This window comes from Candidatus Abawacabacteria bacterium (assembly GCA_016207805.1).
In the GTDB taxonomy this organism is placed as follows: Bacteria; Patescibacteriota; Gracilibacteria; order RBG-16-42-10; family RBG-16-42-10; genus JACQZO01.
Genome location: JACQZO010000011.1, coordinates 90935 through 116307, shown reverse-complemented (window position 1 = coordinate 116307; position 25373 = coordinate 90935). Strand labels below are relative to the sequence as shown.

The window sequence follows — 25373 nt, the reverse complement described above, 5'->3', positions numbered from 1 at the left end:
TGCGAGAAAATTGCTCACTATTGCTTTTGCTGTGCTTAAATCCAACCGACCCTACTCCTCTACCATTGCATTTCCTTCTTGACTGCGCCCTTTAACTGGCATACCGGACTTTGATCCGGTATCCAGCTAGGACAATATCACTCATAAACTACAAGTTACCCCATAGCACTATTGTCCCTGCTGGATACCAAATCCAGTTTGGTATGACAATGGGGAGAAGGGTGCTTACCTGGCTTATTGGTCATGCATGGTCAACCAAAGTAAAAACACTCAATACATGTGTTCATACAAGTTAGCACTTCGAATTCATAACTCATATGCTATATTATTCACACTAAAATCAATTCGATGGAAACCGCTTACAAAGATTTGCTAGACGAACAACAAAAGACCAATACTCTGCTCAATCAACTGGTAGAAGCCCAAATTCATAAGAACAAACAAGAAGCTCGCCATTTTTGGCTTGGCCTTATTTGGCATAGCATTCCTATTATTCTTACTTTAATTTTGCTATGGCAGATTTATTCGTATGTCCAAACACAAGTACATATAATTCAGGATAAATTTGGCCAAATTCAAAATGATTTAGGCACGCTAAACTTTGGTGATAAAATCCGCTCGCTTTTTTAAATCCTATGCCAACAACCAATGAAAAGTTAGCGACGCTTTTCCTCAATTTGGGCCGAATCTTGGCCATGGAGGATGAGAAAAAAAACAAATTTCGCATCATTGCTTATCAAAATGCTGCCCGAGTATTACAAAACATGAATGAAGATATCAAAGATTTGGTACATGAAGATACCATGCCCAAAATCAGTGGCATCGGTACGGCAATCCAAGAAAAGATCATTAGCTATCTACACAATGGTCAGGTGCCAGCTTATGAAGAATGGCGAGCTAAATATCCAGAAGAGTTTTTAGCCTTGTTTTCTATTCCCCATATCGGTCCCAAAACTGCCAAAGTACTATTGGCAGATTTTCAGGTGCGCAATATGCAAGACTTAGAAAAGTTAGTCCAGACTGATAAATTGGATAACCATGCCGGTTTTGGTAAAAAAAGTGTTCAGAATATTCGCGAAGCCCTGACTAGAGTAAAAAAAGAAAGTAAGCGTTTACCTTTAACTGCTGTATTTCCTGTGGTTTATCGCTTATTAGCATATATGAAGCAACATCCTGCCTGTGAGAGTATTACCTATGCAGGGTCGCTAAGAAGATTTGAGGATACTATTGGTGACGTCGATTTATTGACCACTTCCAATCAGGCGGAACAATTGATTACTCATTTCGTCAATTTCCCGGAGAGCACACTCGTTCAGTCTCAAGGTGACACAAAAGCTTCCATTATTGTTGACGAGAATTTGCAAATTGATTTGCGAGTAGTAGAACCGAACAGTTTTGGGGCTGCTTTACAATACTTTACTGGATCCAAAGATCACAATGTTCATTTACGAAATATTGCCAAAGATCAAGGCCTGAAATTAAACGAGTATGGTGTCTTTCGGGGAGAAGATAATATTGCTAGTAAAACCGAGGAAGAAGTATATAAATTATTAGGTCTAAATTTTATTCCTCCAGAATTAAGAAGAGACCAAGGTGAAATAGATGAGGCAAGAGAGAAACCATTTCCTGCTTTTATTAGCACTGAAAGCTTAGCTAGAAATATTCCTCTTGCTGAAGAGAATTGTACTGAAATTATACCGAGTATTTGGGAAAACTATCCTGTACTATTAAACAGGGTTCATGAAATCACCAAAGAAGGCAAATTCCCTTTATTCCGATTCTCAGAAAGACTACCGATAAGCAACACCTGGCAAGTTATCGCTCGCAACAGCGATAATGTCGTGCTCGACTTCAGTTCAATTAATGAACACGAACAATGGAAAAAAGAAATCGTGATCGGTTTCATGAGACGCTCCAGAGTACTGGCCGAACAGGGATTTTTGCTCTTAGCCAAGTCACAGAAACGTGCTAGTATCGGCACCGTAGAAAATAAAGCATGATTCAAATTTATACTGGTAAAGGCAAAGGGAAAACCACCGCTGGCTTGGGATTGGCAATACGAGCATTTGGCCAAGGACTCAAAGTAGCTATTATCTATTTTGATAAAGGTGGCGAAGATTACGGTGAAAGAAAGATTTTGAGCCAAATCGGTTTAGACTTTTTTCCTACCGGTCTAAATCGACGCAATAGTGATGGATCATTTCGATTTTCTATCACCCCAGAGGACACCCTAGAAGCAGAAAGAGGCTTAACTTTAGCTACTACATTACTAACTAAAGGCTACGACCTTTTAGTACTCGATGAAATTAATTCTACTGTTGCTCTAAAAATGCTAAGCACGGCAGCAGTTTGTGATTTTATCAAAAAAGTCCCCAGTACCATGGAAGTAGTACTGACTGGCCGTAATGTCCCAGAAGAAATGATGGCATTGGCAGATCTGATTACCGAGATGAAACCAATTAAGCACTATATGGAAAAAGGTGTGCCAGCAAGACGGGGCATTGAGTTTTAAGTAATTGTATGGCTGCATCGAATAGCGACACTACCCAGTCATCGCTACTGGAACAACAACAGTATTACTCACTGAGAGAGCGTCTATTAGCTTTTTATGAGCAATATCATTATCACGGCAATGCTGATGATGAAAATCAGATTTTCACTTCATATGATCAGCAAGAAGCCTTAGCTTACTTTGATGCTGCTGGTGAAAACATTAGCCACGAAGAATTATTGCAACGCCGCTCACGCATGATTTTCATGCTCGAGCAAACAAAAGCCTGGGCTCAAGGCTACAAACGTAAGTTTCTCAGCCGACTCTATCAGCTTGATATTGCTCTTGATCGAAAAAAAGAACTAGAAAAAGAATTCTGCTCAGGTTCATTTCGTGATAAAAGCCGCTTGTTCGAGTTTATTGTAGCAGAAGAAAATCGTATCGAAAGAAAAAAGACTCAACAAATGATGGAAAGAGAAAGCTATAAAAGCTCATTTTATGCTTTTTTTGAAGCCAACGCTGAGTACTTTTGTCCCGAGGACCGAATTAGCGCGTGGAATAATGTAGTGATCAGTCTCAATAGCTTTCAAACGCATATTGGTAAGATGCGCCGCCTCAGAATGCTATTAGCTATGCTGCCAGCAAATTTGGAATACGCCCGCAGTTTAGACAATAAATATCAGCAATTATTAGCTCATCACATTGAGGATGATGAGCGCAGAGGTAAATGCCTTGAGGCTTTTCGAAAGTGTACTTTTGAACATAAACTAAAACGCATCCAAGAATTAGAGAAGTCGCCCACAACTAGCGAACAGCAGCAAAAGTTAGCAAAAGAAAAGCTAGCCAATAATACTCTTTTTAATAATCTATTCGCCCTTTTTCCCCATGGCCTCACACCAGAGCAATTCGCGGATTTATCTCTTGAAGAGCAAAAAAAAGCTTTAAGCAAAAAGTTAGAGACAAATAATAGAGAAGAAGAATTGGTTACTAACCTACTCAAGCATGAAGGGATAAGCACGGAAACGCTTACCCGCTTCCGTGCAATGTCTATAGCTAGCAAAAAAGACTATTTGGCAACCGCTACGCAAACACAAAGGGAATCTACCAGTGACAAAGCTGAAACTGAACCAGAAGAGAAGCAAAAGACAGTAACCTCAATCAAACCTTTAAAAATTTGTGCCATTGCTGTATCAGTATTACGCAATCGGGAAAAAAAAGAATTTGCTGACGATAAAGCCCGAATCAAAACTATAAAAACTAAAATGATCGAAGAAGGAATATTGGGTGAGTTTACCGCTACACATTTAAATATTCTCCGCGATATTATTGCTGCTATACCTGAAGACGAAAGAGAAACTTCCCAGGCATTACAATGGATCGATAAACAAATGAGGGAACGTATTTATATGGGGGAAAGTCACAATGCCAATATCAGAAAAGAAACAACAAATCACATCAAAAGTGCTCGCACAAAAATGCCCAACTTCGCTCAAAATGCTTAATTACACTTAATCGTTAAAATCATGCTCAATCACTCCTACTTAGTACTAGATTTGGAAACTAAAAAACTATTATTTGAGGTTGGTGGCAAACAAAACCTGGGTCAATTAGGGATTTCTGTAGCAGGTGTGTTTGATTCACGAGAGCAACAGTATTTTTGTTTAAGAGAAGAAGCTATTAAAGATCTCGTTCCCCTACTTAACGGCGTAGATCGTATTGTCGGTTTCAACACAGAAGGATTTGATTTTGACGTATTACAACCTTATATTCCCGATCTCAATCTAAAAAAGCTCCCTTCTTTGGACATATTAAGTGAAATAGCAAAGATCACGGGTCACAGAGTAAGTATGGAAAAAGTAGCTCAAGCCACCCTCGGCATAGGGAAAAGTGCCGATGGCTTGATGGCAATTAAATGGTATCATGAAGGTAATTATGTTGACTTGGAAAAGTACTGTCTCCAAGATGTAGAGGTAACCAACAAACTTTATCTCTATGGTTTGGAACATGGTGAACTGAAGTTTCCTTTGAAAGACAGTAATGAAATTAAAACTATTAAAGTGAATTTCCATTTCGAGCCTGAATTAACTCTTTTTTAAAAAATTCCATGGCCCTGCTCGCTGACATCAAAAATATCACCGTACACTTGAATCAAAAAAAAATCATTGAAGATGTTTCTTTCTCCATCCATAAGGGCCAAATAATTGGCCTAGTAGGTCCCAATGGTGGCGGTAAATCTACCATACTTAAAGTACTTTTAGGTCTCCTGAAACCCAGTAGCGGCAAAGTGATTTTGGCCAATGATCTTACCTTTGGTTATTTGCCTCAAAGACCACCGAATTCATTTGAATTACCAATCACCGTCAATGAAGCCTTAGCAATATTTCAAGCAACCACAACAAAAGCCCAAGCCTTATTAAAACAATTGGCATTGAGTCACATACTCGCCAGCCCATTACGACAATTATCCGGTGGTGAATTACAAAAAGTTTTTCTCACTATCGCTTTGGCTCAAAATCCCGATTTATTATTGCTCGATGAACCTAGTGCAAATATTGATACCCATAGTGATATTGCTTTTAGAGAATTGCTCCAACAAGAGAAGGCCCAAGGGAAAAGTATCGTGATCGTTTCTCATGATGTGGATAGCATTATCCAATTAACTGATGAAATTCTGTGCTTAAACCAACGAGTTTGCTGCTATGGCAAAACCTCATTCGTGATTCGCAGTCAGGAGTTTCAAGAATTGTTTCATGACCAACATTATCACCATCATCATGAGTAATTTTTTCAGCATTTTTGATTTACCTTTCATGATGAGAGCTTTGCTGGCAGGCTGCTTAGTAGCCTTGCTTACATCGCAATTGGGCGTATTGGTTATCAGCAGAAAGTTGGCCTTTTTGGGTGATACCCTTTCTCATGCTGCTTTCACAGGTATAGCCATAGGCATAGCCTTGGGCATAAATCTCAATCTCACGGTATTTTTATTAGCGGTAATTATTGCCTTTGTACTTACTTGGCTACAAGATAAATCTTCGCTTTCTTCTGACACATATATTGCCCTACTCTACTCCTCATTATTGGCTTTTGGCATAGTAATTGTCAGTCACAGTCAAGGTTTACGAGCAGAACTTTTCCAATATCTATTTGGCGACATATTAGCTGTATCTTTTACTGATATTATAATCATGGCTAGTGTAGTCATCATCAGTATTTTACTATTAATAATTTGCTACCGGCCCCTGCTCATGATCACCATTGATCAAGACCTAGCCCATAGTCAGGGAGTGAAAGTAAAAATATACAACTATTTATTCACATTACTTTTGGCCTTAGCCACTGCAATCACTATTAAGCTCATTGGTGTATTGCTTCTTAGCGCTTTATTGATTATTCCTGCCGCTATAGCCTTAACTATAGCCAGAAGTTTAAAGCAAACCCTTATCCTTTCTTTGCTCAGCGCTGAACTGATGGCAATCATCGGCATCTTTGTTTCTTATCTATACGATTTACCTACTGGACCAACGATAATTTTGATCGGAACAGGATTTTTTGTGTTAATAAATGTACTGAAAAGATTGAGCTGGAAAACTGGTCAGTAAAAAAGTTGGACTGTGAATGTTTATTTGCTACGTCAGCATGAGATCTCTCCACGAGGTCGAGATGACAAGTGAGTGAGTTGACTCAGCAAACAATCTTGTCAGTTTTTACTGTAGCAACGAATAACTGACCCATCTGCTGAGTTACCAACTCTCCCTCAACTGTCATACCGGACTTTGATCCGGTATCCAGTTTGGTATGGCAAGGGGCTTGGGGACGATGACCTGGCTGATTGGTCAAATACTTTCTGTCTCAGCAAAAACTCATGACCAGATTGTTAGGTGAACAACCACACTCACCTGTCATCCCGAGCGCAGTCGAGGGATCTGATACTGATAAAGTCTGTAAACATTCACTTCTCCTACGGCCCAAAGAACTAAACCTTCTATGCAGCCCAAAGCTCCATCAAACTTCCCCTGGTAAAGTAACATAAGGTTCTCCTTCTTCATGCACAGCTATCAAACCATCTTTTTCTAAACCTTGTACAATTTCCGGCCAAGAATACTTTTGAATATCATAGTCTTTGGCTAATTCTGCTAAGGTAAGCTTTTGCTTGCTATGCAAAGTCTTGATTAATTGCCCACGATAGAAACGGCGGGAATGAGGGAAATGTGATTGTTTTGGTCTTTTCACTAAAAACTGTTGTTTAGCAAAAGCCTGACAACTCTCACGTAACGGACATATAGTACATAACGGTTTTGCTTTACAAATTGCCGAGCCAAAATCCATTAAGCCTTGAAAGAAAAAGCGTGAAAAAACTACTTTTTTCTTACTCGCTTCGATAATTACCTCCTCTAAGAGAGTCGTCACTCTCGCTCTTTTCGCTTCAGGCTCAGCCCAGAAGTATCGCAAAACAATTCTTTCAATATTGGTATCAATCACTACTATTTCTTTTTCAAAAGCAAAAGAGCTCAAAGCTGCAGCAGTATAAGGACCAATACCTGGCAACTTTACTAACTCTGCTGCATTATCAGGAAGTTTTCCTTGATAGTGATCGACTACTACTTGAGCCAACTTTTGTAATCGTAAAGCACGTGAGTTATAGCCCAAACCAGACCAGAGCCGCAGCACATCCGCTGTTTTGGCTTGAGCCAAAATCTCCCAAGTCGGAAAAGTAGCTAACCAGGCTTCATATTTAGGGATCACTCTCTCCACCTGAGTTTGCTGCAGCATATACTCAGAAACACAAATAGCATAAGGATCGCGCGTATTCCGCCAAGGCAAATGATGTCTGCCATGTTGATTAAACCAGTTTAGAATTGTCTTGGACCAAAACATAAAAAAATTACGAATTACGAATTACAAATTACTAATTGGGGCTCGAGGGTACAAGTGGATAAGAGAAAAAAATGCTTTTTTTCCTCATTACATTATGCTACATTCCGGGCGTGACTCTTCTTTGTTTTTTCGCGGCTAAAGTACAGGCATATTTTTCTCTACAATTCGTGCTAATGGAGTTCGAATCGTCTTGGTTCCGTGGAATTCGAGACTGAGGACACCACCCTAGATTTTATCAGGGGAACACATCTTGTACATCACGCGCTTAGAGGGGTCTACGAGTCTCGCAACTTTGTGAGACAAGTATTATTCCTAATTCCTAGCGCCTTTTTCCTCTTTGAGGGATTGCAGCGAGACTCAGGAAATAGGAACAAGGAAAAAGGAATAACTATTTATTACCGCTACGCTGAATTGGGCAGAACACTTTTCACTTTGCTCTTTACTCTTTACACTCCACTTGTAATTCGTAATTTGTAATTTTTTATGCGTTCTCATCGCTTTCTTCTCTGGACTACTTTTATTTCTGGTATGAGCTTGATGGCATTAGAGATTAATGCTTCTCGTATTTTAGCTCCCTATTTCGGCACCTCATTATTTGTCTGGAGCAGCATTATCGGTATTGTTTTGCTTGCTTTATCGATCGGCTATTACTTTGGTGGGAAAATGGCTGACAAGTATCCTCGATCAGAGATGCTTTATGGCATTCTTTGGGCTGTAGGTATCTGGATGATGGTATTACCCTGGCTTAGTACCTTTTTGCTTAATCTCATCACCCAACAAGGGATTAGTGTTTCTTTGCTGATTTCAGCTATAGTGATTAGCATTGTTCTCTTTTTGCCACCTTGTACGCTCATGGGCATGGTTTCTCCTTACGTTCTCAAGCTCTATGCAGACCATTTCAAAGAATTGGGACGAGAAGCTGGTACTCTGTATGCTATTTCCACCCTAGGAAGCTTGATTGGCACATTTCTTCCATCACTGGTTACTATCCCCTTGATTGGCAGTTTGAGAACAACACTATTTTTTGCATGCGTATTACTTATTACTGCCACTATTGGCTTAGGTAAAAAGTGGTTGATCGTTTTTCCCATTATAGCAGCTCTACTTTTAATCTTTGCTAAGCCGGCGGTAACTAATGCCTATACGGTTTATCAGACAGAATCTAGTTATGGGTACATTCATGTTTATGATCATAATGACATTCGTTTTTTACAATTAGACGCACCATATGGAGTCCATTCAATTAAACGAGCTGATTCATTGTTCACCCAAAATTATTGGGATTATTACACGGTTATCCCTTATTATCTGCCGGTAGAAAAAACACTATTATTGGGTGTAGCTGGGGGGAATATTAGTACTTTGTTAAGCCACTATTTTCCTCAAATGCAAATTACGGGGGTAGAAATTGATCCTGCGATTATTAAAACCGCTCAGCAATATTTCGATTTAGACAAACCAAATTTAAAACTGGTCGAACAAGATGCCCGCAGTTTTTTGCATCAGACTGATGAAGATTATGACTTAATTATCATGGATGCTTATCATAATTTAAATATTCCCGTACATCTCTCCACAAAAGAATTTTTTGCTGAAGCGAAAAGTCATCTCACTAATAATGGCTTACTGGCAATCAATGTCGCTCATAGTGGTCCTGGCTCTAAATTAGATAGTTATTTGGCAGCTACTCTCCATAGTATTTTCCCTTATGTTTATACAATAGACACGAATAATGGCTATAATACGGTCTTAATCGGCAGTCAAAACGCTTGGGTAATTCCAAGCAATATTAGCCAAATTCAAGCAAATTATCCTGAACTCTATCATATCTGGCGTAAATATCCTCCAATACAAATCACAGATTTTGACCTGAATTTGATCCAAACGGATGATAGCAATATCCTCGAATTGATAGCCGGTGAAGAAGCCTTCCATGTAGTGAAGAAATAAGCTAGTATTCGCTCCGCAGTTTTCCAAGCGTTGACTCAGTGGTTATTTTGTTTTATATTGACTTTTCTTTTAAAAATTTTGTTATGCATCGTTTAAGTGAAACCAGCGAACCTCCTGCCTCGGTCCATTATGAGCTAGAAGGCAGGGTACGACAGTATTTTTCAGGACCAATTCGAATAATTCAGGATCGCAATGCCGCTATTTTTCATATTCATGTCCAGGTAGCTGGAGAATCTTTTGAAATTCAAGTAATGACAGTACCAATGGATAATCACCGTTTTAATATTGTCAAAATAGTGCACGGTGAAATACCAATCTGTTCTCAATTCAATTCAAACTTCACTCCCGAAAAACCTGAATATGTCGGCCTCACCCCATGTCACATTGAACAGATCGCCCAATCATTAGCTACTCACGCAGAACAGGCGCGACAACGTTCGCACATCAGAAGAAAAGCACAATCATCTGTACGCTCACCTCGTATTTTTGCTGCACTGGGTCTGGGCATAGCCTTTTTAAGTCCTAGCTGCGTAGAAGAACTTAGTAGCAGTTCTCACGCTGTTAGTCAGGCAACAATGACAAGTTTACCATCTATTCTCACAAATGGAGCTGAACATGGTCACACCAGGAGAAAAGAGACAGCTACCCAATTGAAACAAACTCATCTCCCCAAGCCTTAATTCACTCCAGCAGATACAAAACCAGACAAAATTAAAGAAAAGTGGTATATTACTTTCTCTTTGAAATTATATGATTGATACTTTTGGCCCTGAGAAACCAACTACTACTGGATTAGACAATCTCGTCATCAATAGAGACGCAGAGAAGCTGAGCATTTCCAGAGCTGCAACTCGAGCAGCTTTGATTGAAGCAGGAGAAAGTCAAGAAATCCTAACAGCACACATGAAAGCTCTTTATGATTCTGTGAGCACAGATATCACTGAGTTGAGCAGAACATTTGATCCCTTACGAGCACTAAAAGCATTGCGACGTTTTCATGCAGATCATACTAAAGCTGTAGCAGTATTAAATCCTATCCTAACAAGCACTGAATTTCATCAGTTGGCCAGCTTTGGCGGTGGAAGAGCGTATCTTCATGCTGCTCAACAATGCCAAGAACTAACGGATTTAGCAGGAAAATACTTTATCCGTCCATTGCTAGGTACAACGATAACTACTTATGCCAGTGAAGGAGCGAAAAACACTGTTACTATCAAAAATATTGCGTTGCATGATGGTTTTGAACCTTTAGTTGAAACTGACCATGGCCATAGTTTCACTTTATCAAGTTTTATCCGTATTGCCACCGATCCTAAATTGGCCGCACCAAAATACAATACAGCAGCAAGCGTACAGCAATACATTTCATATGTTTCTGGTACTACTGTATCCCATATTCAAGTTACCAATACCACTGATGACACGTATCAAGTTCGCATTCTTACTGAGCAAGGGCCAGAGATTACATATCGGAGTCTACCAGCCATAGAATTTACAGTTCGCTACGGCCTAGACAAAAATGGCTACAAAACTTTACAAGTCATAAGAGCAAGAGATAAGTCACTGCAAGGCCAGCCTCTTACGAAAGCATCTATTGTTACGCTACTTAATCCTCACAAATCAACTAAGAAAGAAAATGCTGGTTCAGCAGCTTGGTGGCAGAAGGGGGCTAATTTATTAACCTCAGCAAGAAGCATAGCCAGAAAGTGGCTAAACAAGCTATTTTAGAAATTGACAACTCAAATAATCACAATTATATTACTATTTATTTTTATTTATAGAGACATATATGACTACTAATGTGGATCAACGAACCCAACCAGCAATTGAGGCTCAACTTATCTCCTTTCCTGAGATACAAAGTTTTGAATGGTTTGACAGGTTACTAACGGTTGCATCAGGCGCTTTAGGACAGATTGATGAAAATCCAAACAACAGATTCGTACGTGAGAGATGTACAACATTGCTCAGTGGTTTTCATGCTGAACTGACAAATTTACATGACTTATTCCAGAGAGACGTACCAATGGCATTGGTTCGACAGCCAGACGCAAAACGAGACAGTGGTACTTATTCTCCTGTAGCCTTAGCTATTTTTCATTTATCAAATTGGTTAGAAAGACGACTGCGAGGGGTAATGACAGAGTGTGAATCACAGATGTTCCCTGAAATTAAAGAACAGGTGATAGGAAAGTCTTTCAGTGTAGATTCACAAGATCTTACTGCTGGTGAACAAAGATATTTAGCTAAACTTCGCCAAGCAGAGAGTTTTGCTGAACTACGCAAGAACCTAGCTTCTGGAAAATTAAGTGATCGACATACTAGCACTCAAGAGGCAATTGAAACCGTTATCAACAATCCCCAAAACTTATCTTCACCAGTATTCCCTCTCTATCATTGGCTAAGAATACTTGTTGAAGGGAATATCATAGCTAGAAATAAAACCCTAGAACTAATTATTGCCACTTGTTCTCCACGAATTATCGGGCTCATTAATCAGAATACAGAAGTCGCCGTCGACAGGGTGGCTAGAGGAACAAAAACATATCAAATAACAGTGGCCCCAGCTCCTATTACTTTGGCAACCAACAAGCATGATGTATTAGTGGTACCATTAATGGTTGGTGAAAGAACCTATAATTTATCTGTAAGGTTCATAAGAGAACAGAGAGATCAAGTGCTTCCGACTCAAGATGTTTTTGAGTTAGTTTCGGTAGAAGCGACAACTAGATCGGAAACCAGAGCACTAAGAAAAGTGAATAGTACCTTAACAGAGAAATCCCCCCGCCTTAATGATGATACAGCTAGAACCACTTTTCTTGAGCAGATGGCAATGGCAATAGATAATTTTAACATTGCCCAAGAAAATCGCATCACCGGAAAGAAAGTCCTAGCAACTGCGAGACAACATAGAAGAGCTATTTTAGCAGCACTAGTAGGTGCACTGGGCATTCAAGCCTTAGACTTAGGACTTACCGTAAACGCTCATAGAAGTGAACCTCTACCTGCAGTCGCGAGCGGTAATAGAACACATAGAAGTACTACAATGTCACTTAGCAGCATGGATGCTGGCACTGCCTCAGCTACAAATCAGCATAATGCTAGCGTCGCTGATGCTGGAATTCCATACTTAGATTCATCACTCTTAGAAGATGTCAGTGAGGATCATATAGTGGTAGCTGTGCCGTCACCAACTCTTCCGACAGTAGCACCACCATCACTGCCTAGCCCTGCACCAACATTTGGCACTAGAGTAGATACTTTTGCTGTACAGCATGGTTACCAAGCCAATATACAGTTTGCAGTACAGACAATGTTGCGTAGAAATCGTAGTTTAACGAGCGGCCTCTCCCCAGAAGCTGTGGCTGACTATTGGGCAAGTCAAAGAGCTAAAAGTCCCGTATCTTTAGATCGTATTGATGATCCAGTGGGTCCCAGACATACCAATATTGGCGACCAATTCACCCTTTATCAAGATGGATCCAGAGGCTTTAACTTGGTACAAGTCACTCGCCGCGGTGAGCAGCGTGTTATCCATTTTAATTCTGTCACTGAGGGAAAAGATGCTGCTAATACGGAAGCCAGAGCTCGTAGAGTTCGCCTGCGCACAATTATCTTAGAAAATCGATCTGAGTCAGAGGGCCAAGAAGTCATTGCCTCACCATCAGGCGAAACCGTTCCAGCTGTAATCCCTGCGGAGCAAGCATATGCGTCAGCCTATAGCTTAGCCGATGAATTGCGCCGTCGTACAGCTAGAAGCCCTCAAAATCCTAGACATACACTGCAAAAAGGCGGAGAAAGTACACTCTACTTAGAGCCAGGCTCTACGAGGTACAATCATGCTCTTAATTATCAGCCTAAGACAGAACGTCCCCAATCGAGAGGAAGATTACAAAATCTCTGGCATAAAGTAAGTAATTGGTTTGGTGGTAGAAGAACCGCTCCTAAAACACGCTACGCTGATCCTTCATCTGCTGAATATCGCGCTATGACGACTACTGACCGAAAAGTTTGGGTAGACTCGCGAGCAGCTCACACCATCATTCATAACCTTGATGAGCAAAGACCATCGAAGACTTTGCGTCAAAGATTGAGCGGTTTTATTGCTTCTTTATGGAACTAGCTCAACAACTCTCATGGCCAGTATTTTAGAATTATGAGGACAAGCTTGCATGTAGTTCCCCCACCACTTCCCCTAGAAGAGGAAGTCACAGCTATATTAGAAAAGCTTGCTCGGGAAAGAAAACGCCTTGAAGTTAAGACACCGTCGCACAATCACACATTAATTCTGGGCACAGGAATGGTCCCTGGCGTATTGTATCGAGCAGAACCAATTGGAACCTCTGATCCACTGATCACTGTCAGAACGGATGCTAATCTCAGGGCTCAACAAGTCAGTATCGATACTGAAGCTGAAGAACTTCATCAAGCCCCCCAAGCAATTCCTGCCCTAAACTTTCTGCTGAAAGAAGTAGTGGAAGCACTATTAATAGTGGCTACCAATAGTGCTAGACAACAAGTTGATGAGATTGTGCATCATCGTCTTACACGCCTCGTAAAATTACGGGCCGCATTTAGTAATTTACAGGCTGTCATTAAAGAAAGACGGACAACAACTAGCGTAGTAATGGATGATTGGCGAATGAGCCGTTGGGAAATCTTAGTACAAGGCCTCCAAAAAATCGCCATGACCACAACAAAGGGCAAAGCCAACTACTTCCTATTTGTTCCCAAAGAAATTACTGCTTCAGGAGAAAAAAGCCAATTATTTCAGGTCAGCATACTAGCTGACGCACTAAGAATAACAATCACATTTGGTGAAATTACTCATTCACGAGCAAAAGGCGCATCAGTAAGCTATATTATTGGCAATAGTGACTGGGTTAGACCTGTGCCCTTGCCACCACTTTTCGCCACGCTTATCCAAGCAATATTGCGTGTATATGGCCAGGCCCATTAGCAGAGGATAAAAAAAGAGGTATAATAAGAAGAATACAAAAATAAAATATGGCTCAAGAAGGATTAAAGTTGTTAGATGAGGGCGTCCAAAGTGGTGTTCGTCCAGCCACACCAGCACGACCCTCCATAGCAGCAGGATCTGCTATCAGAAACACACTACGACAGATCACTACACCTGATCAGCCCTCAAGAGATGCTGAACTTGTGTATGGTACAGAAATCAAAATCATTGCTGATTGTCTCCAGACAATAAGTAAAGTCGCTGAGGAACATAAGCCTCCTTTCGCGTTTTTCTCTCCCATAGGAGTGTTAGATGAGCTCACCCAAGCGACCATTACACCGGCACGGCTTGCTACTGTTTTGAGCCGGATTGATGAAAGGATTAGAGCAATTGCGTCCCTAACCAATACGCGAAGATTTACTAATGCAATTAGCGACGCATTAGCTTCTACTCAAAGAATACGACGCAGTATCAGAGAGCAAAATCCTGCCACTACTATTGCTTTACGAATCGCAGAACCAAAAGCATCAGTGGATATAGCCTCAGGCAATACAACCCAACGAATGGAAGCAGTCTCACCTTCAGCAATGTTGGGTACTCAAACTGGATTATCGGCAAAGCTAGGTGAAAATATTGAAAGCATCGTAGCGACAAAAGAAGTCAATGAACCAGTTGTCGAAACTGTTCGGTATGATAATGGCTGGAAACCGATCTTAGCTGAATTTACCACAGCACGAAACACAAGGCCATTACCCCAGCTTAATGGGCAAGAATTCTATGCTAATCAATTACTGCAGCACTATAGAGAACTACGCAGATTGGCAAGTTTACCAGCTGATAACTCTATTGAAGAGGCGGTTGTCGCTATCAAAGCCGGCCAACTTTCTGCTCCTGACATCCAACAGCTCGCCACCACCTTACGAGACGCTTTAATAAAAAATATTCCTGCCCGCAATAATTTGCCGGCAACTACATTAAGTCTTATTCATTTCGAAGTAGGGATGATAGTGGATAATCTCTCCTACTTAATTCAAGTGAGAAACGGCACTTATCAGCCATTGAGTTTGCCAGAGATTACCTTTAGCGGAACTACAAATACTTCTGGTCCAGAAACAGTTGCTCAAGAAGAGCCAGAAAGTAGCAAATTTGTCATGGCGGAAAGACCAGTAGTAGAGCAAGAGAGCAGGGGCGGAGTAAAAGGGTGGCTAACAAAAGCCAAAGCCTGGTTGAAGAGACGCGCAGACAAACCAGCTGAAGTCAAAAAAACATCGGCACAAAAACCAAAAGTAGCAAATAGATGGTTTGCTACAGCCGCTCTAGCGGGATTTTTGGGTATATTAGGTGGACTTGGTATCAGTAGCAAAAAAAACCAGGAACAAAACGCTGACATAGCAACGACAACAGTAATAGCTCCTCAACCTGCTACTGACATTGATGCCAATGAAGCGCCTTCAATAGTAGAGGCACAAGAGCAATACTTCGAAGCAACCGGCTCTGTACGAGCAGGTTTGTCAGAACAAGAAAGTAGGAATGCCAGTGTAGAAAGAGGCATCAATGCCGCTCTGCACAATGATCAAGGAAAAGAAGTATTACGACGCATGTATGACAATGCCCCGCTTTCTCCAGGTGAACTAGATTACTTAGCCAGTAATATTGGTCACCGTTTAGCAAATCAAGTCGATCAATTACACACAAAAAACAATCGGGAACAAGTAGCCGTAGCATATTTAGGAAGTGTAGGTGAAGATCACAATTTCTCGATCAGTCTTAATCTTCCTGGTAGTAGCAATGTACAGTCCGTTACTATTAGAGCACCAGAGCTAAATACTGTTCATCGTCATGCTCAAGTTAAAGTACCAACTGCACCAACAGCGAGCACCGAAACACCAACAACAGGAATTTCACCATCAGAGACTAATCAAGCTAATTCTGCTTTGAGTGACTCTATGGTAACAAACTCCAATTCAATTGGTTATTATCCTACCTACCAAGCAAGACAACAAAACGCCTCTTCACCTGAAACTAGAGCAGTAACATCCCACCAAAAACAGAACAATGAAGTTTACCAGGCATTAGATCAATTGGCTGCTAGTGATAAATCATCATCGCTATCACTACCTGACAACAACAAGGACAGATCACGTAGAGCACCAACTGAAGCAGAAAAAGCTTTGGCAAGACTAGCTCGCATTGATACGTTGAAAGCCGAGGCTAGAGCTAGACTAGATGCCTACTATCGTCAACGTGAAGAACAAATAAGACAGCGCCAGCGCGATGCCTTAGCAAGAGCCATCAGATAAAGGCCACGCATTAGACAAAGTCTTTAGCTGTGATTAGAGTTTGCGGTAGGAAATAGCAAACTTTATGATTCTGCCAGCATCATTTTATGCTAGACCCACTTTATTGGTAGCTGAAGAATTACTGGGCCAATATTTAGTATATGAGAGCCCTCAAGGGAAATTGGTAGGAGAAATTAATGAAGTAGAAAGCTATATTGGTAGCGACGACTTAGCTAGCCATGGTGCTCGAGGTTTGGATCAAAGAAATCGGATTATGTTTGGTCCGGCTGGTTTTGCTTATATTTATTTCATTTATGGCATGTATTATTGCTTAAACGTGGTTACTCAAGAAGAGCATTTTCCTTCAGCGATCCTCATTAGATCCATTATCCCCATACTTGGTACTGATATTATGCTCAGCAATCGTTCTCTGGGAAAAAGCACAAAGACCACATCACCAAAGCAGCTCACCAATGGTCCTGGAAAAGTCTGCCAGGCTTATGGACTTACTACCAAGCATGATGGCATGCCACTTACTTGCCCACCTTTATATATCGAAAGCACCGACAAAAAGATTACAACTTTCCAGCGATCTAGCAGAATAGGAATTAGCAAAGCACAAGAACATTTGTGGCGCTTTCATTATTGAAGCAAAAGTAAATACCTAAGCATTGTTAAGGGATACTAATTCAGTTAATATTAACGGATTAGCTTAATTAAATGATAAAAAAGGGACCAGAAGAAATCGAAGGTAAAGTACCCCGTAGGGGAGAAGATAATGTCTCAGCTACCCGAGAAGCACTCGCCTTATCATTGTCCCCCTTAGAGAGATATCAGGAACAATATAACCAAGCAATTCACCTGTGGCAGACTTTAGGCATCGATATTACCTCGATTCCCCCCTGGGAGCACATAGCAGCACAAGTGACACCAGAAATATTAGCCCGCACAAAAGACTTTAGAGCAAGCCGACTGATCCTTATCCCACCAATAAGCCGCGATGCAATGATCCAAGCATTGGTTAAGAAGTTTGGAGCTGCACTGGCTCCCTATATGCACAACTTTAGTGATAATAACTTGTGGAATAATGGCAGAGAAGAAGAATTGGTATGGCAAGGCATGATTGTCGAGACAGGGAAAATACCTTTTGATCATAAAAAACAACATAAAAAGAGCAGCGACACACAAGTGATTGGCCTATTGAAAAAGTATCAAGCAATGGGGCTCAGCACAGTCAGTAGTGTTCGCGCTGCCTTAAGTATTAGGTTACTTGATCTACTTTCCGACCTACCTTTAGATACTCTCACCTTAGTAGTGCTCAATGCTGAACAAGTAGAGAAAAATCCAGCAATACCATTAGCTGGTATGTTTTGTGAAGGTAAGAAACTAACCTTCGCCCCTGCTGACAGAGGGGAAAAAGCCACTGACATTCGTCTTATTCCGGCCATTGAATTAGCGATCTAATCAGCAATAAGGTGTTGCCAATTCGCCAAGTAGTATTGATATCGATCTTCGAACTCTTCTTTGCTACTTACAGAAATGTTTAAAATTTTAAGCTTTTCTTGTAATTCTTCGTGGGCGATTACTTCCTGTCCCTCGGTCACTAATTTCTCTAATTCAATAATCCAGCCATAACCTTTGGTATAATCCAACATTACACTTACTCCTTGCCAGGAAAAAGTATAGCGTTTACGTAGCCATTTTACTTTCACACCATAGTTCAATGCGGCAAATAATTTTGCTAAATTAGCAAAATCGTCAGCAGGAACTTTGATTTCAATTTCTTCTCGGGCTGCATCATGCATATTCCCTTTCTTTAACCAGACTTTCGCTCCCTTAGTACTTTTTTGAATCCGCAAGTCTTGGTCACAATCAAAATAATGCGTTTCTTGTTCTTCTTCGTTAACAAATTGCCCATGTTCCTGAAAGTAGCTTAGCAACGCTTGATATTGTTCTTCATTCAAAAAACTGCGCAATTCTACTTCAATCATATTTGAGGAATGGTTATTAATTCTTTTTCAATTGCTTTTTGCACTTCGCCAAAGACATTGAACAAATGTTCTTCTTCCTGCACAGAGAATCTTTCTAATACGGTACTTTGTCTTTCCATACCCGGTTGATAATGTTCTGGCTTCACCCCAATTCTAAAACGATAAAATTGATCAGAGCCTAAGGCTGCAATAATAGACTTGATACCATTATGCCCAGCACTAGAACCATCTTTACGAATACGAACTTTTCCTATCGGCAAATCCAATTCATCATAGACAAGCCAAAAATGATTTACTGGTAATTTATAAAACTGCTGCACAGCCAAAACACTTTGCCCGGAAAGATTCATAAAAGTTTGCGGCTTCACTAACAAAATATCCTGATCATGCATTTTCCCCTTAGCAATTTCTGCTTGAAAATGTTTATCACTATGAAATTGCGGAAACTGCCAAGCTGTTTGCAAAGCATCTAAACAGAGAAACCCAGCATTATGCCTAGTATATTGATAATCCTTCCCTGGATTACCCAAACCAACAATGACAATCATAGCTGAAACGGTATATCTGAATAATTAATCACCAATTTACCAATAAGCACCTTAGTTTTATCATCTCCTTTTTCCCGACGCAAAATACGCATGACACCAAGTTTTTTAAAAATATCGTAGAGGCGCAGCATACCTTCTGGATTAGAACTATCGGTCATATTAGCAATTTGTTCCAAACGCTTACCCCGAATCACGATTTCTTCTGGCCCAGTTCTCTCGACAAAAAATGTCCGCGCACCTTCTGCCAAATGAGGCTTCAGAATAGCAATCTCATCCGCAGATACGGTAGGCATTTCTTCGAAATGAACTTTGGGCAGAGCCTTCAACATTGCTCCAATTTTATAAAGTAATGGCTTCAAACCTTGATGAGCAGCAGCTGAGATGGCATAAACATCATCTTTGGTAGGTACAATTTGCGCCTCTAGCAAGCCCTGTATCAATAGCTCAATCGCTGCCGGATCAATAGTATCTACTTTATTTAAGACCACGATTTCTGGTTTTTTAGCCAATTCAGCATCAAAAGTCGCTAGTTCATGACGAATAGCATGATAATCAGCCACAATATCCATACGTTGCACATCTAAAATGTGAACCAGTACCCGTGTACGTTGAATATGCCGTAAAAATTCCGTACCCAATCCCTTACCAAGATGAGCACCTTCAATTAATCCTGGAATATCAGCGACCACAAAATCAAAATCAGCAAAACGGACTACTCCTAAATTAGGTATCAGCGTAGTAAAAGGGTAATCAGCAATTTTGGGTTTAGCATTAGATATAACTGAGATCAACGTCGACTTGCCAACGGAAGGATACCCAACCAATCCCACATCAGCAATTAATTTCAACTCTAACGTTAACAGTTTTTTCTCACCATCTTCTCCGAGCTCGGCAAACTTGGGGGCCTGACGCACAGAAGAGATAAAATGGGCATTCCCAAAGCCCCCTCGACCGCCGGCAGCAATGCGCACCAATTGATTGGGATAGGACAAATCAGCAATCACCTTATCATTTTCTTTTACCACCGTACCCACTGGTACCGGCAAGATCAGATCTTCGCCATTGGCTCCTGAGCAGTTATTGGCACCGCCTTTTTCCCCATCCGCAGCCTTGAATAGTTTATGAGTGCGAAAATCAGTAAGTGTATTGATATTGGGATCAGCTTGAAAATAAATATCCGCACCATATCCCCCACTGCCACCATCCGGGCCACCAAAAGGAATAAACTTTTCTCGCCGGAAGCTCACTAAACCATTACCTCCTTTTCCAGCTTCCACAGTTATTTCTGCTAAATCACAAAATACAGACATAAAAAATTACAAATATCTCTAGAAGTGTAGAGAGCAAAGAGCAAAGAGGCAAATTATTATCGCTAATCAGCAATTGCTTTCATAAAACCGGCGAAGAGTGGATGAGGTTTTGTCGGTCGAGATAAAAATTCGGGATGAAATTGAGAACCAACCATAAAAGGATGATCCTTGATTTCTACTATTTCCACTAAATCCAAGTCAGGATTAATCCCGGCAACTATTAGCCCTACAGTCTCCAATTGATCTCGATAGGCATTATTGTATTCATACCGATGGCGATGTCTCTCTTCTAATTTGCTCTTCTTATAAGCTTGCTGCGTTTTTGTCCCTTTCATGAGCTGGCAAGAGTAGAGACCCAAGCGATTAGTACCACCTTTATCAGTAACTCCTTTTTGTGCTTCCATCAAATGAATAACTAAATCTTTTGCTTTCGGATCAAACTCTTCAGAAGTAGCTTGATTCAATTTTAGTAGATTTCGCGCCGCTTCCACCACCATCATTTGCATACCAAGACACAAGCCAAGGTAAGGAAGCTTCTTTTCTCTAGCATATTGAGCCGCCATTATTTTCCCTTCAGTTCCACGCTTGCCATAGCCACCGGGGACGATAATTCCATCAAGCTCTTCAAGTACCATAGTTCCATGTTTTTCAATATCTTCAGCATTAACACCAATAATCTCAGGCTTAATACCTTCAGCCCAGGCTGCTGCCCGAATAGCTTCAATGACACTGAAGTAGGCATCATCAAAACCAGCATATTTGGCAATTAATCCAATCTTTTTTACTTTCTTCGCTTTCTTCCTCGCCACTTGCAAAGCTTCCCACTTGCGTAAATTCACTTCATGATAAGACAAGTGTAACTTTTGACTGATAGTAAGGCCCAAATCACTTTTCTCGAACTCTAAAGGTACGGCATAAATGGACTCAGCAGTAACCGCAGGAATTACCGCTTGCTCAGGCACATTGGCAAAAAAAGCAATCTTTTTTAGGATTTCTTGCGGCAAAGGATAATCTGCCCGGGCAATAATAATATCAGGCCGTAATCCCACTTCTCGCATATCTCGAACTGATGCCTGTGCAGGCTTGGTCTTCAATTCCTTCGAAGCCAAAAGATAGGGCACAAGAACTACATGAACAAAACAAATATTATCTGCTCCCACATCCTCTCTCAATTGACGCAAGGCTTCCAAAAAAGGTTCTGCCTCAATATCGCCCACTGTACCACCAATTTCCACAGTCACCACATCAGCCTGACTTTGTTCCGCAGCTTCATGAATAGTACGTTTAATTTCATCAGTAACATGAGGAATAATTTGCACATCTCGTCCCAAGTACTCTCCCCGTCTTTCTTGAGCGAAAATACGGGTATAGATTTGCCCGGTAGTCACTGAAGAATAACGATTGAGTGCAATATCTAAAAAGCGCTCATAATGACCCAAATCTAAATCTGTCTCGGCACCATCATCAGTTACAAACACTTCACCATGACGAAAAGGATTCATGGTACCAGGATCTAAATTTAAATAAGGGTCAAACTTCATTGGGAAAACGCTATACCCCATACCTTGGAGAATAGTACCAATAGATGCAGCAGAGATCCCCTTTCCCAAACCAGAACAAACCCCACCAGTAGTGATAATAAACTTTTGCGGCATAGAGTTTAGTGACAAGATTTAGTAACAGTAATCGGTGTACTACTCATGTTATTAGGAAGAATAGCAAAAAATAACAAACTGTATTCACCATTAGCGGCAGCATGAGCAATGGTCCATTGATAGTCAGGAATATTCATTTGTGTTTCACCAGCACCGTAGGTAGCTTCAAATGGGCCAACTCGTCTGCCATCATTATGCTGCCAGTAATATTTCACAGTACCTTCTGAGCCGCTGCCATCTAAGGATAGCCCCATGCTAACCGTATACATATTGTCTCTGCCACACTGAAAAATGGTATTGGGTGCGATAGTTAATTCAGTATTGGTAATACTATTGTGACAAACAAAATTCATGGTCTTCGCTTCTGAAATCATACGCACTGGCGCAAGAACTTCCAGATTAAAAACATGCAAACCAACCCCTAAGGTAGAAGCATAACGCACTGGAATAGTAAAATTAGTTTCCACCATTCCTACCGGAATAGTAATCGTAGTCTCCGCAGTTGCCGGCACACCATTATCGAGAAGACGGTATCGGACAGTTCCTCCACTAGTAGTGCTCATCACAGCAACAGTCACTAAAGCATCAATATTTGTCGGACATGGACTAGTAAAGGAAGTTGGGGCTATATCCAGACGAATAGCACTGATCAATCGAGCGTTGTTAGCTGGCGCTGAAGAGTTCGTTCCCAAAGAAGGAGAAGGACTGGGCAATGAAGTATTATTAGTAGTTGTTGATGATGTCGGCAATGGTGCTGTTGGTATTACCGGTAATAAATCCGGCCGATCTTGATAAAAACGATATAATAAATCCGCCACCAAAGCCCGGTTCATAAACTCCCCAGGCTTCAACATGGTGTTGGCTGGGACAGCAAATAAATGATGCTCCCAAGCATAACTAGCAAAAGGGTAATACCATAGATTACTATTAACATCAGAGAAATTAGGCCTCTGCGGCAATTGTGCTGGTAAAATGCGATTCACTAGCAAGAGTAATTTCAAAGCTTCTACTCTATTCACTGATCTATTCATCCGAAATAAACCATCATCATAACCTTGGACAATAGCTAAATCAGCAGCCCGCTTGATATAAGGCGCTAGCGGTTCATTTTTGGGCACATCTGGAAAAGGATTTTCCGTTACCAAAGGCAAATTGGTATAACCAACAATCCCCATCAACATTTTCAAAAACTCCCCCCGGGTAATCGACTGTTCAGGTTTGAAAGTACCATCAGCGAAGCCATGAACAACTTGGCGATCTTTTAAAAACTGAATTTGCCTATAAAAGCTATGCGAAGGAGGAACGTCAGGAAAATTTGCTGCCCAACTAACTGGAACAAACCAGGAAAAAGCTAATACCCATAGCAAACCGATCACACTTTTTCTCATAGCAACAATAATTCTCACCCATCCTAACATAGAGTGTTCTCGAGCAAAAACGGATCGACAACACAACCGCGAAAAACATGCTTTGATCACACTTGTAGCATGGCAGATAATAACTGATCCATCTGCTGAGTTAACAACTATTCCCCGATTGTCGTACCGGACCCAGATCCGGTACCCAGCAGGGACAATAGTGCTATAGAGTAACTTGTAGTTTTAAGGGTGACATTGTCTTAGCTGGATACCAAATCCAGTTTGGTATGACAATGGAGGGAATGGTCGATAACCTAAGCTAATTTGTCATGCATTATCAACTAGCACTACCAACCATCGTCCTCGCTGGTAATGCTGTTAGCCAATCACTATCGTCCCCAACGAAAACCAACGGCTACTAGCTTGGCATATTCTGCTCGGGTAATAACATCATGCGGACGTTCAATCTCTTTGGGTACTTTGGTACCGCCACTACGGTCAATGATTTTTACCGCCTCACTGCGACTCAAAAACTTATGCGGCAAGAAATTATCTCCTTGGCCACTAACAATTGAGCGAGCTCTGGCTGTTTGCACCAAGTGTTCGAACCAATCACCTTTTTTAATATCTTTAAAACGAGCAACAATCGGATAATTGGTTTTGGGAATATTGCCGGCTAGTAAAGCAATCTTTAATCCTTCAGCTCTAGTCAGGCCTTTTTCTGGATAAAATTGATTATTATTCCCTTGGCTCAAGCCTTTGCTGCGCAATACTTGAATATATTTATATGCCCAATGCTCTGTAGTGACATCACTGAACTCGCCTGTCTTTAGTAGCGCTGTTTTTTCCTCTCGTAAATATTGCCAAACACTTTCATCTTCTCCACCCAGTCGCCAAAAAATCAAGCCAGATAGAGGATACTTCTTAGCCACATTCCACTTACTACTAATACTGTCTTTATTCTGGAAATATACCTTTCTCATGTCGGAGACTTGAGTTTCATCATTCTTTTTGTCGTATTCGATAAATGGTTCCTTACCAACTTCATCCCATTGAATACTGGGATTATGTTTCTTCAGTAGATATTGCAAATCTTTAAAAGTCACTGCATAGGTTTTTTCTTTTTCGCCCCAGTTATAGCCATACAAAGGCAAGCCTAGAATTAACTTTTCTTCAGGTACTTGAGTTTTAGCAAAATCCATGATGCTTTGTACCCATGGAGTAGAAGAAATTGGCCCCGCTTGGCTGCCGCTATAGTGTTCATCATAGGCCATAATTCTAAAGCGATCGACAGCTTCACTAATTGCCTTCCAATCTTGCGCTTGCACTGTTTCCCAGGGACCAGGATCGGATGTTTTTGCTTGTACTGCTACTGTCAGAAACTTATTTTGGGCATGTAGTTGCGTAGCCAAATCTTTTAGCAAAATGACAAAATTATCTTTGTTAGTTAATTTCAAGCCTTCGAAATCGATATCGATACCATCATAATTATTTTTCTTGACTAAATTCATCACCGTAGTAACAAACTTTTTTCTTTTAGCATCATCAGCCATTACCTGTGAGGCTCGTTCATCTTTAAAGCTATTGGTAATACTAGGAATTACCCGAATACCGTAATTGTGCAAAGTATCAATAAACTCTTTATTCTCCGAACCACTACTAGGCATCACATTGCCATTATCTTCTAGGTAATACCAAAAAGGACTAATCTCAGTAAAAAGATCCACATTATTAACTATGGTATTAGTCCCATCAATGAAATCCCAAGATGGAATCCAAGCAGAGACAATAGGATTGGCAGTCATAGCACAAGCTACCGAGCTATAAAAAACTAAAAATAGTATCAATGTTGAGAGAAAAATCTTACGCATAAAAAACTTAAACTATTAGTATTGCACTTATTCTTAATAACACAGAAGAGAATCTAAAATCTAGAAGCTAGAATCTAGATTACCT

22 protein-coding genes are annotated in these 25373 nt (G+C 40.7%); 15 read left to right on the top strand and 7 right to left on the bottom strand.

Translation table 11 applies throughout. The features are described from left to right. Positions 1-348: 348 nt before the first annotated feature. From HY817_03375 to HY817_03345, 7 genes are read left to right on the top strand one after another with little or no spacing between them, the layout of a single operon-like run. The gene (locus HY817_03375; GenBank protein ID MBI4836277.1) at positions 349-630 is read left to right on the top strand and encodes a hypothetical protein; all 282 of its coding nucleotides are present in this window, start codon (positions 349-351) and stop codon (positions 628-630) included. 5 nt (positions 631-635) lie between these two features. Then, a complete protein-coding gene (locus HY817_03370) occupies positions 636-2000 on the top strand; it encodes a hypothetical protein (GenBank protein MBI4836276.1) in 1365 nt (454 codons plus the stop codon). Beyond that, positions 1997-2512, top strand: coding sequence for a cob(I)yrinic acid a,c-diamide adenosyltransferase (locus tag HY817_03365; protein MBI4836275.1), 516 nt, complete (start codon positions 1997-1999; stop codon positions 2510-2512). Before HY817_03370 ends, HY817_03365 begins: the two co-directional genes overlap by 4 nt. An 8-nt stretch (positions 2513-2520) precedes the next feature. After that, the gene (locus tag HY817_03360) at positions 2521-3993 is read left to right on the top strand and encodes a hypothetical protein (GenBank protein ID MBI4836274.1); all 1473 of its coding nucleotides are present in this window, start codon (positions 2521-2523) and stop codon (positions 3991-3993) included. Positions 3994-4014: 21 nt separating this feature from the next. Next, positions 4015-4587, top strand: a complete 573-nt coding sequence (locus tag HY817_03355; protein MBI4836273.1) for a ribonuclease H-like domain-containing protein — start codon at positions 4015-4017, stop codon at positions 4585-4587. A gap of 8 nt (positions 4588-4595) precedes the next feature. Further along, positions 4596-5273 carry a metal ABC transporter ATP-binding protein gene (locus tag HY817_03350; GenBank protein MBI4836272.1) on the top strand — a complete coding sequence of 226 codons (678 nt, stop codon included), beginning with the start codon at positions 4596-4598 and terminating at the stop codon, positions 5271-5273. Further along, positions 5266-6090, top strand: coding sequence for a metal ABC transporter permease (locus HY817_03345; protein ID MBI4836271.1), 825 nt, complete (start codon positions 5266-5268; stop codon positions 6088-6090). Before HY817_03350 ends, HY817_03345 begins: the two co-directional genes overlap by 8 nt. Positions 6091-6493: 403 nt before the next feature. On the opposite strand, the gene HY817_03340 is transcribed toward HY817_03345, so the two are convergent. Further along, positions 6494-7366 (bottom strand): A/G-specific adenine glycosylase, encoded by an 873-nt coding sequence (locus tag HY817_03340; GenBank protein MBI4836270.1) that lies wholly within the window; start codon positions 7364-7366, stop codon positions 6494-6496. Between the two features lie 483 nt (positions 7367-7849). Between HY817_03340 and HY817_03335 the strand changes: the two genes are divergently transcribed. The 8 genes from HY817_03335 (at position 7850) to HY817_03300 (ending at position 18019) form a co-directional block, all read left to right on the top strand. Continuing rightward, positions 7850-9316, top strand: a complete 1467-nt coding sequence (locus HY817_03335; protein ID MBI4836269.1) for a fused MFS/spermidine synthase — start codon at positions 7850-7852, stop codon at positions 9314-9316. Positions 9317-9399: 83 nt separating this feature from the next. Further along, positions 9400-9996: a hypothetical protein gene (locus HY817_03330; protein ID MBI4836268.1), complete on the top strand. Its 597-nt coding sequence runs from the start codon at positions 9400-9402 to the stop codon at positions 9994-9996. 70 nt (positions 9997-10066) lie between these two features. Beyond that, on the top strand, positions 10067-11044 hold the full coding sequence (locus tag HY817_03325; protein ID MBI4836267.1) for a hypothetical protein: 978 nt from the start codon (positions 10067-10069) through the stop codon (positions 11042-11044). Positions 11045-11105: 61 nt separating this feature from the next. After that, entirely contained in the window at positions 11106-13439 is a 2334-nt protein-coding gene (locus HY817_03320) for a hypothetical protein (GenBank protein MBI4836266.1), read from the top strand. 33 nt (positions 13440-13472) lie between these two features. Next, positions 13473-14276, top strand: a complete 804-nt coding sequence (locus tag HY817_03315; protein ID MBI4836265.1) for a hypothetical protein — start codon at positions 13473-13475, stop codon at positions 14274-14276. 47 nt (positions 14277-14323) lie between these two features. Next, positions 14324-16576 (top strand): hypothetical protein, encoded by a 2253-nt coding sequence (locus tag HY817_03310; GenBank protein ID MBI4836264.1) that lies wholly within the window; start codon positions 14324-14326, stop codon positions 16574-16576. 64 nt (positions 16577-16640) lie between these two features. Further along, the gene (locus HY817_03305) at positions 16641-17204 is read left to right on the top strand and encodes a DNA-3-methyladenine glycosylase (protein ID MBI4836263.1); all 564 of its coding nucleotides are present in this window, start codon (positions 16641-16643) and stop codon (positions 17202-17204) included. 71 nt (positions 17205-17275) lie between these two features. Then, entirely contained in the window at positions 17276-18019 is a 744-nt protein-coding gene (locus HY817_03300) for a hypothetical protein (GenBank protein MBI4836262.1), read from the top strand. On the opposite strand, the gene HY817_03295 is transcribed toward HY817_03300, so the two are convergent. The 6 genes from HY817_03295 to HY817_03270 all read right to left on the bottom strand — a co-directional run bounded on the left by HY817_03295 (position 18016) and on the right by HY817_03270 (position 25288). Then, positions 18016-18546: a CYTH domain-containing protein gene (locus HY817_03295; GenBank protein ID MBI4836261.1), complete on the bottom strand. Its 531-nt coding sequence runs from the start codon at positions 18544-18546 to the stop codon at positions 18016-18018. The two genes, HY817_03300 and HY817_03295, sit on opposite strands and share 4 nt — an antisense overlap. Next, positions 18543-19094, bottom strand: a complete 552-nt coding sequence (locus HY817_03290) for an aminoacyl-tRNA hydrolase (GenBank protein MBI4836260.1) — start codon at positions 19092-19094, stop codon at positions 18543-18545. Before HY817_03290 ends, HY817_03295 begins: the two co-directional genes overlap by 4 nt. Then, complete coding sequence (gene obgE, locus HY817_03285; GenBank protein MBI4836259.1) at positions 19091-20404, bottom strand: GTPase ObgE; 1314 nt, start codon at positions 20402-20404, stop codon at positions 19091-19093. The genes HY817_03290 and obgE overlap by 4 nt, the downstream gene beginning before the upstream one ends. 62 nt (positions 20405-20466) lie before the next feature. Further along, the gene (locus HY817_03280) at positions 20467-22059 is read right to left on the bottom strand and encodes a CTP synthase (protein MBI4836258.1); all 1593 of its coding nucleotides are present in this window, start codon (positions 22057-22059) and stop codon (positions 20467-20469) included. A 5-nt stretch (positions 22060-22064) separates the two neighbouring features. After that, positions 22065-23477, bottom strand: a complete 1413-nt coding sequence (locus HY817_03275) for an S-layer homology domain-containing protein (protein MBI4836257.1) — start codon at positions 23475-23477, stop codon at positions 22065-22067. 329 nt (positions 23478-23806) lie between these two features. Next, positions 23807-25288 carry an S-layer homology domain-containing protein gene (locus HY817_03270; protein MBI4836256.1) on the bottom strand — a complete coding sequence of 494 codons (1482 nt, stop codon included), beginning with the start codon at positions 25286-25288 and terminating at the stop codon, positions 23807-23809. Positions 25289-25373: the final 85 nt, after the last annotated feature.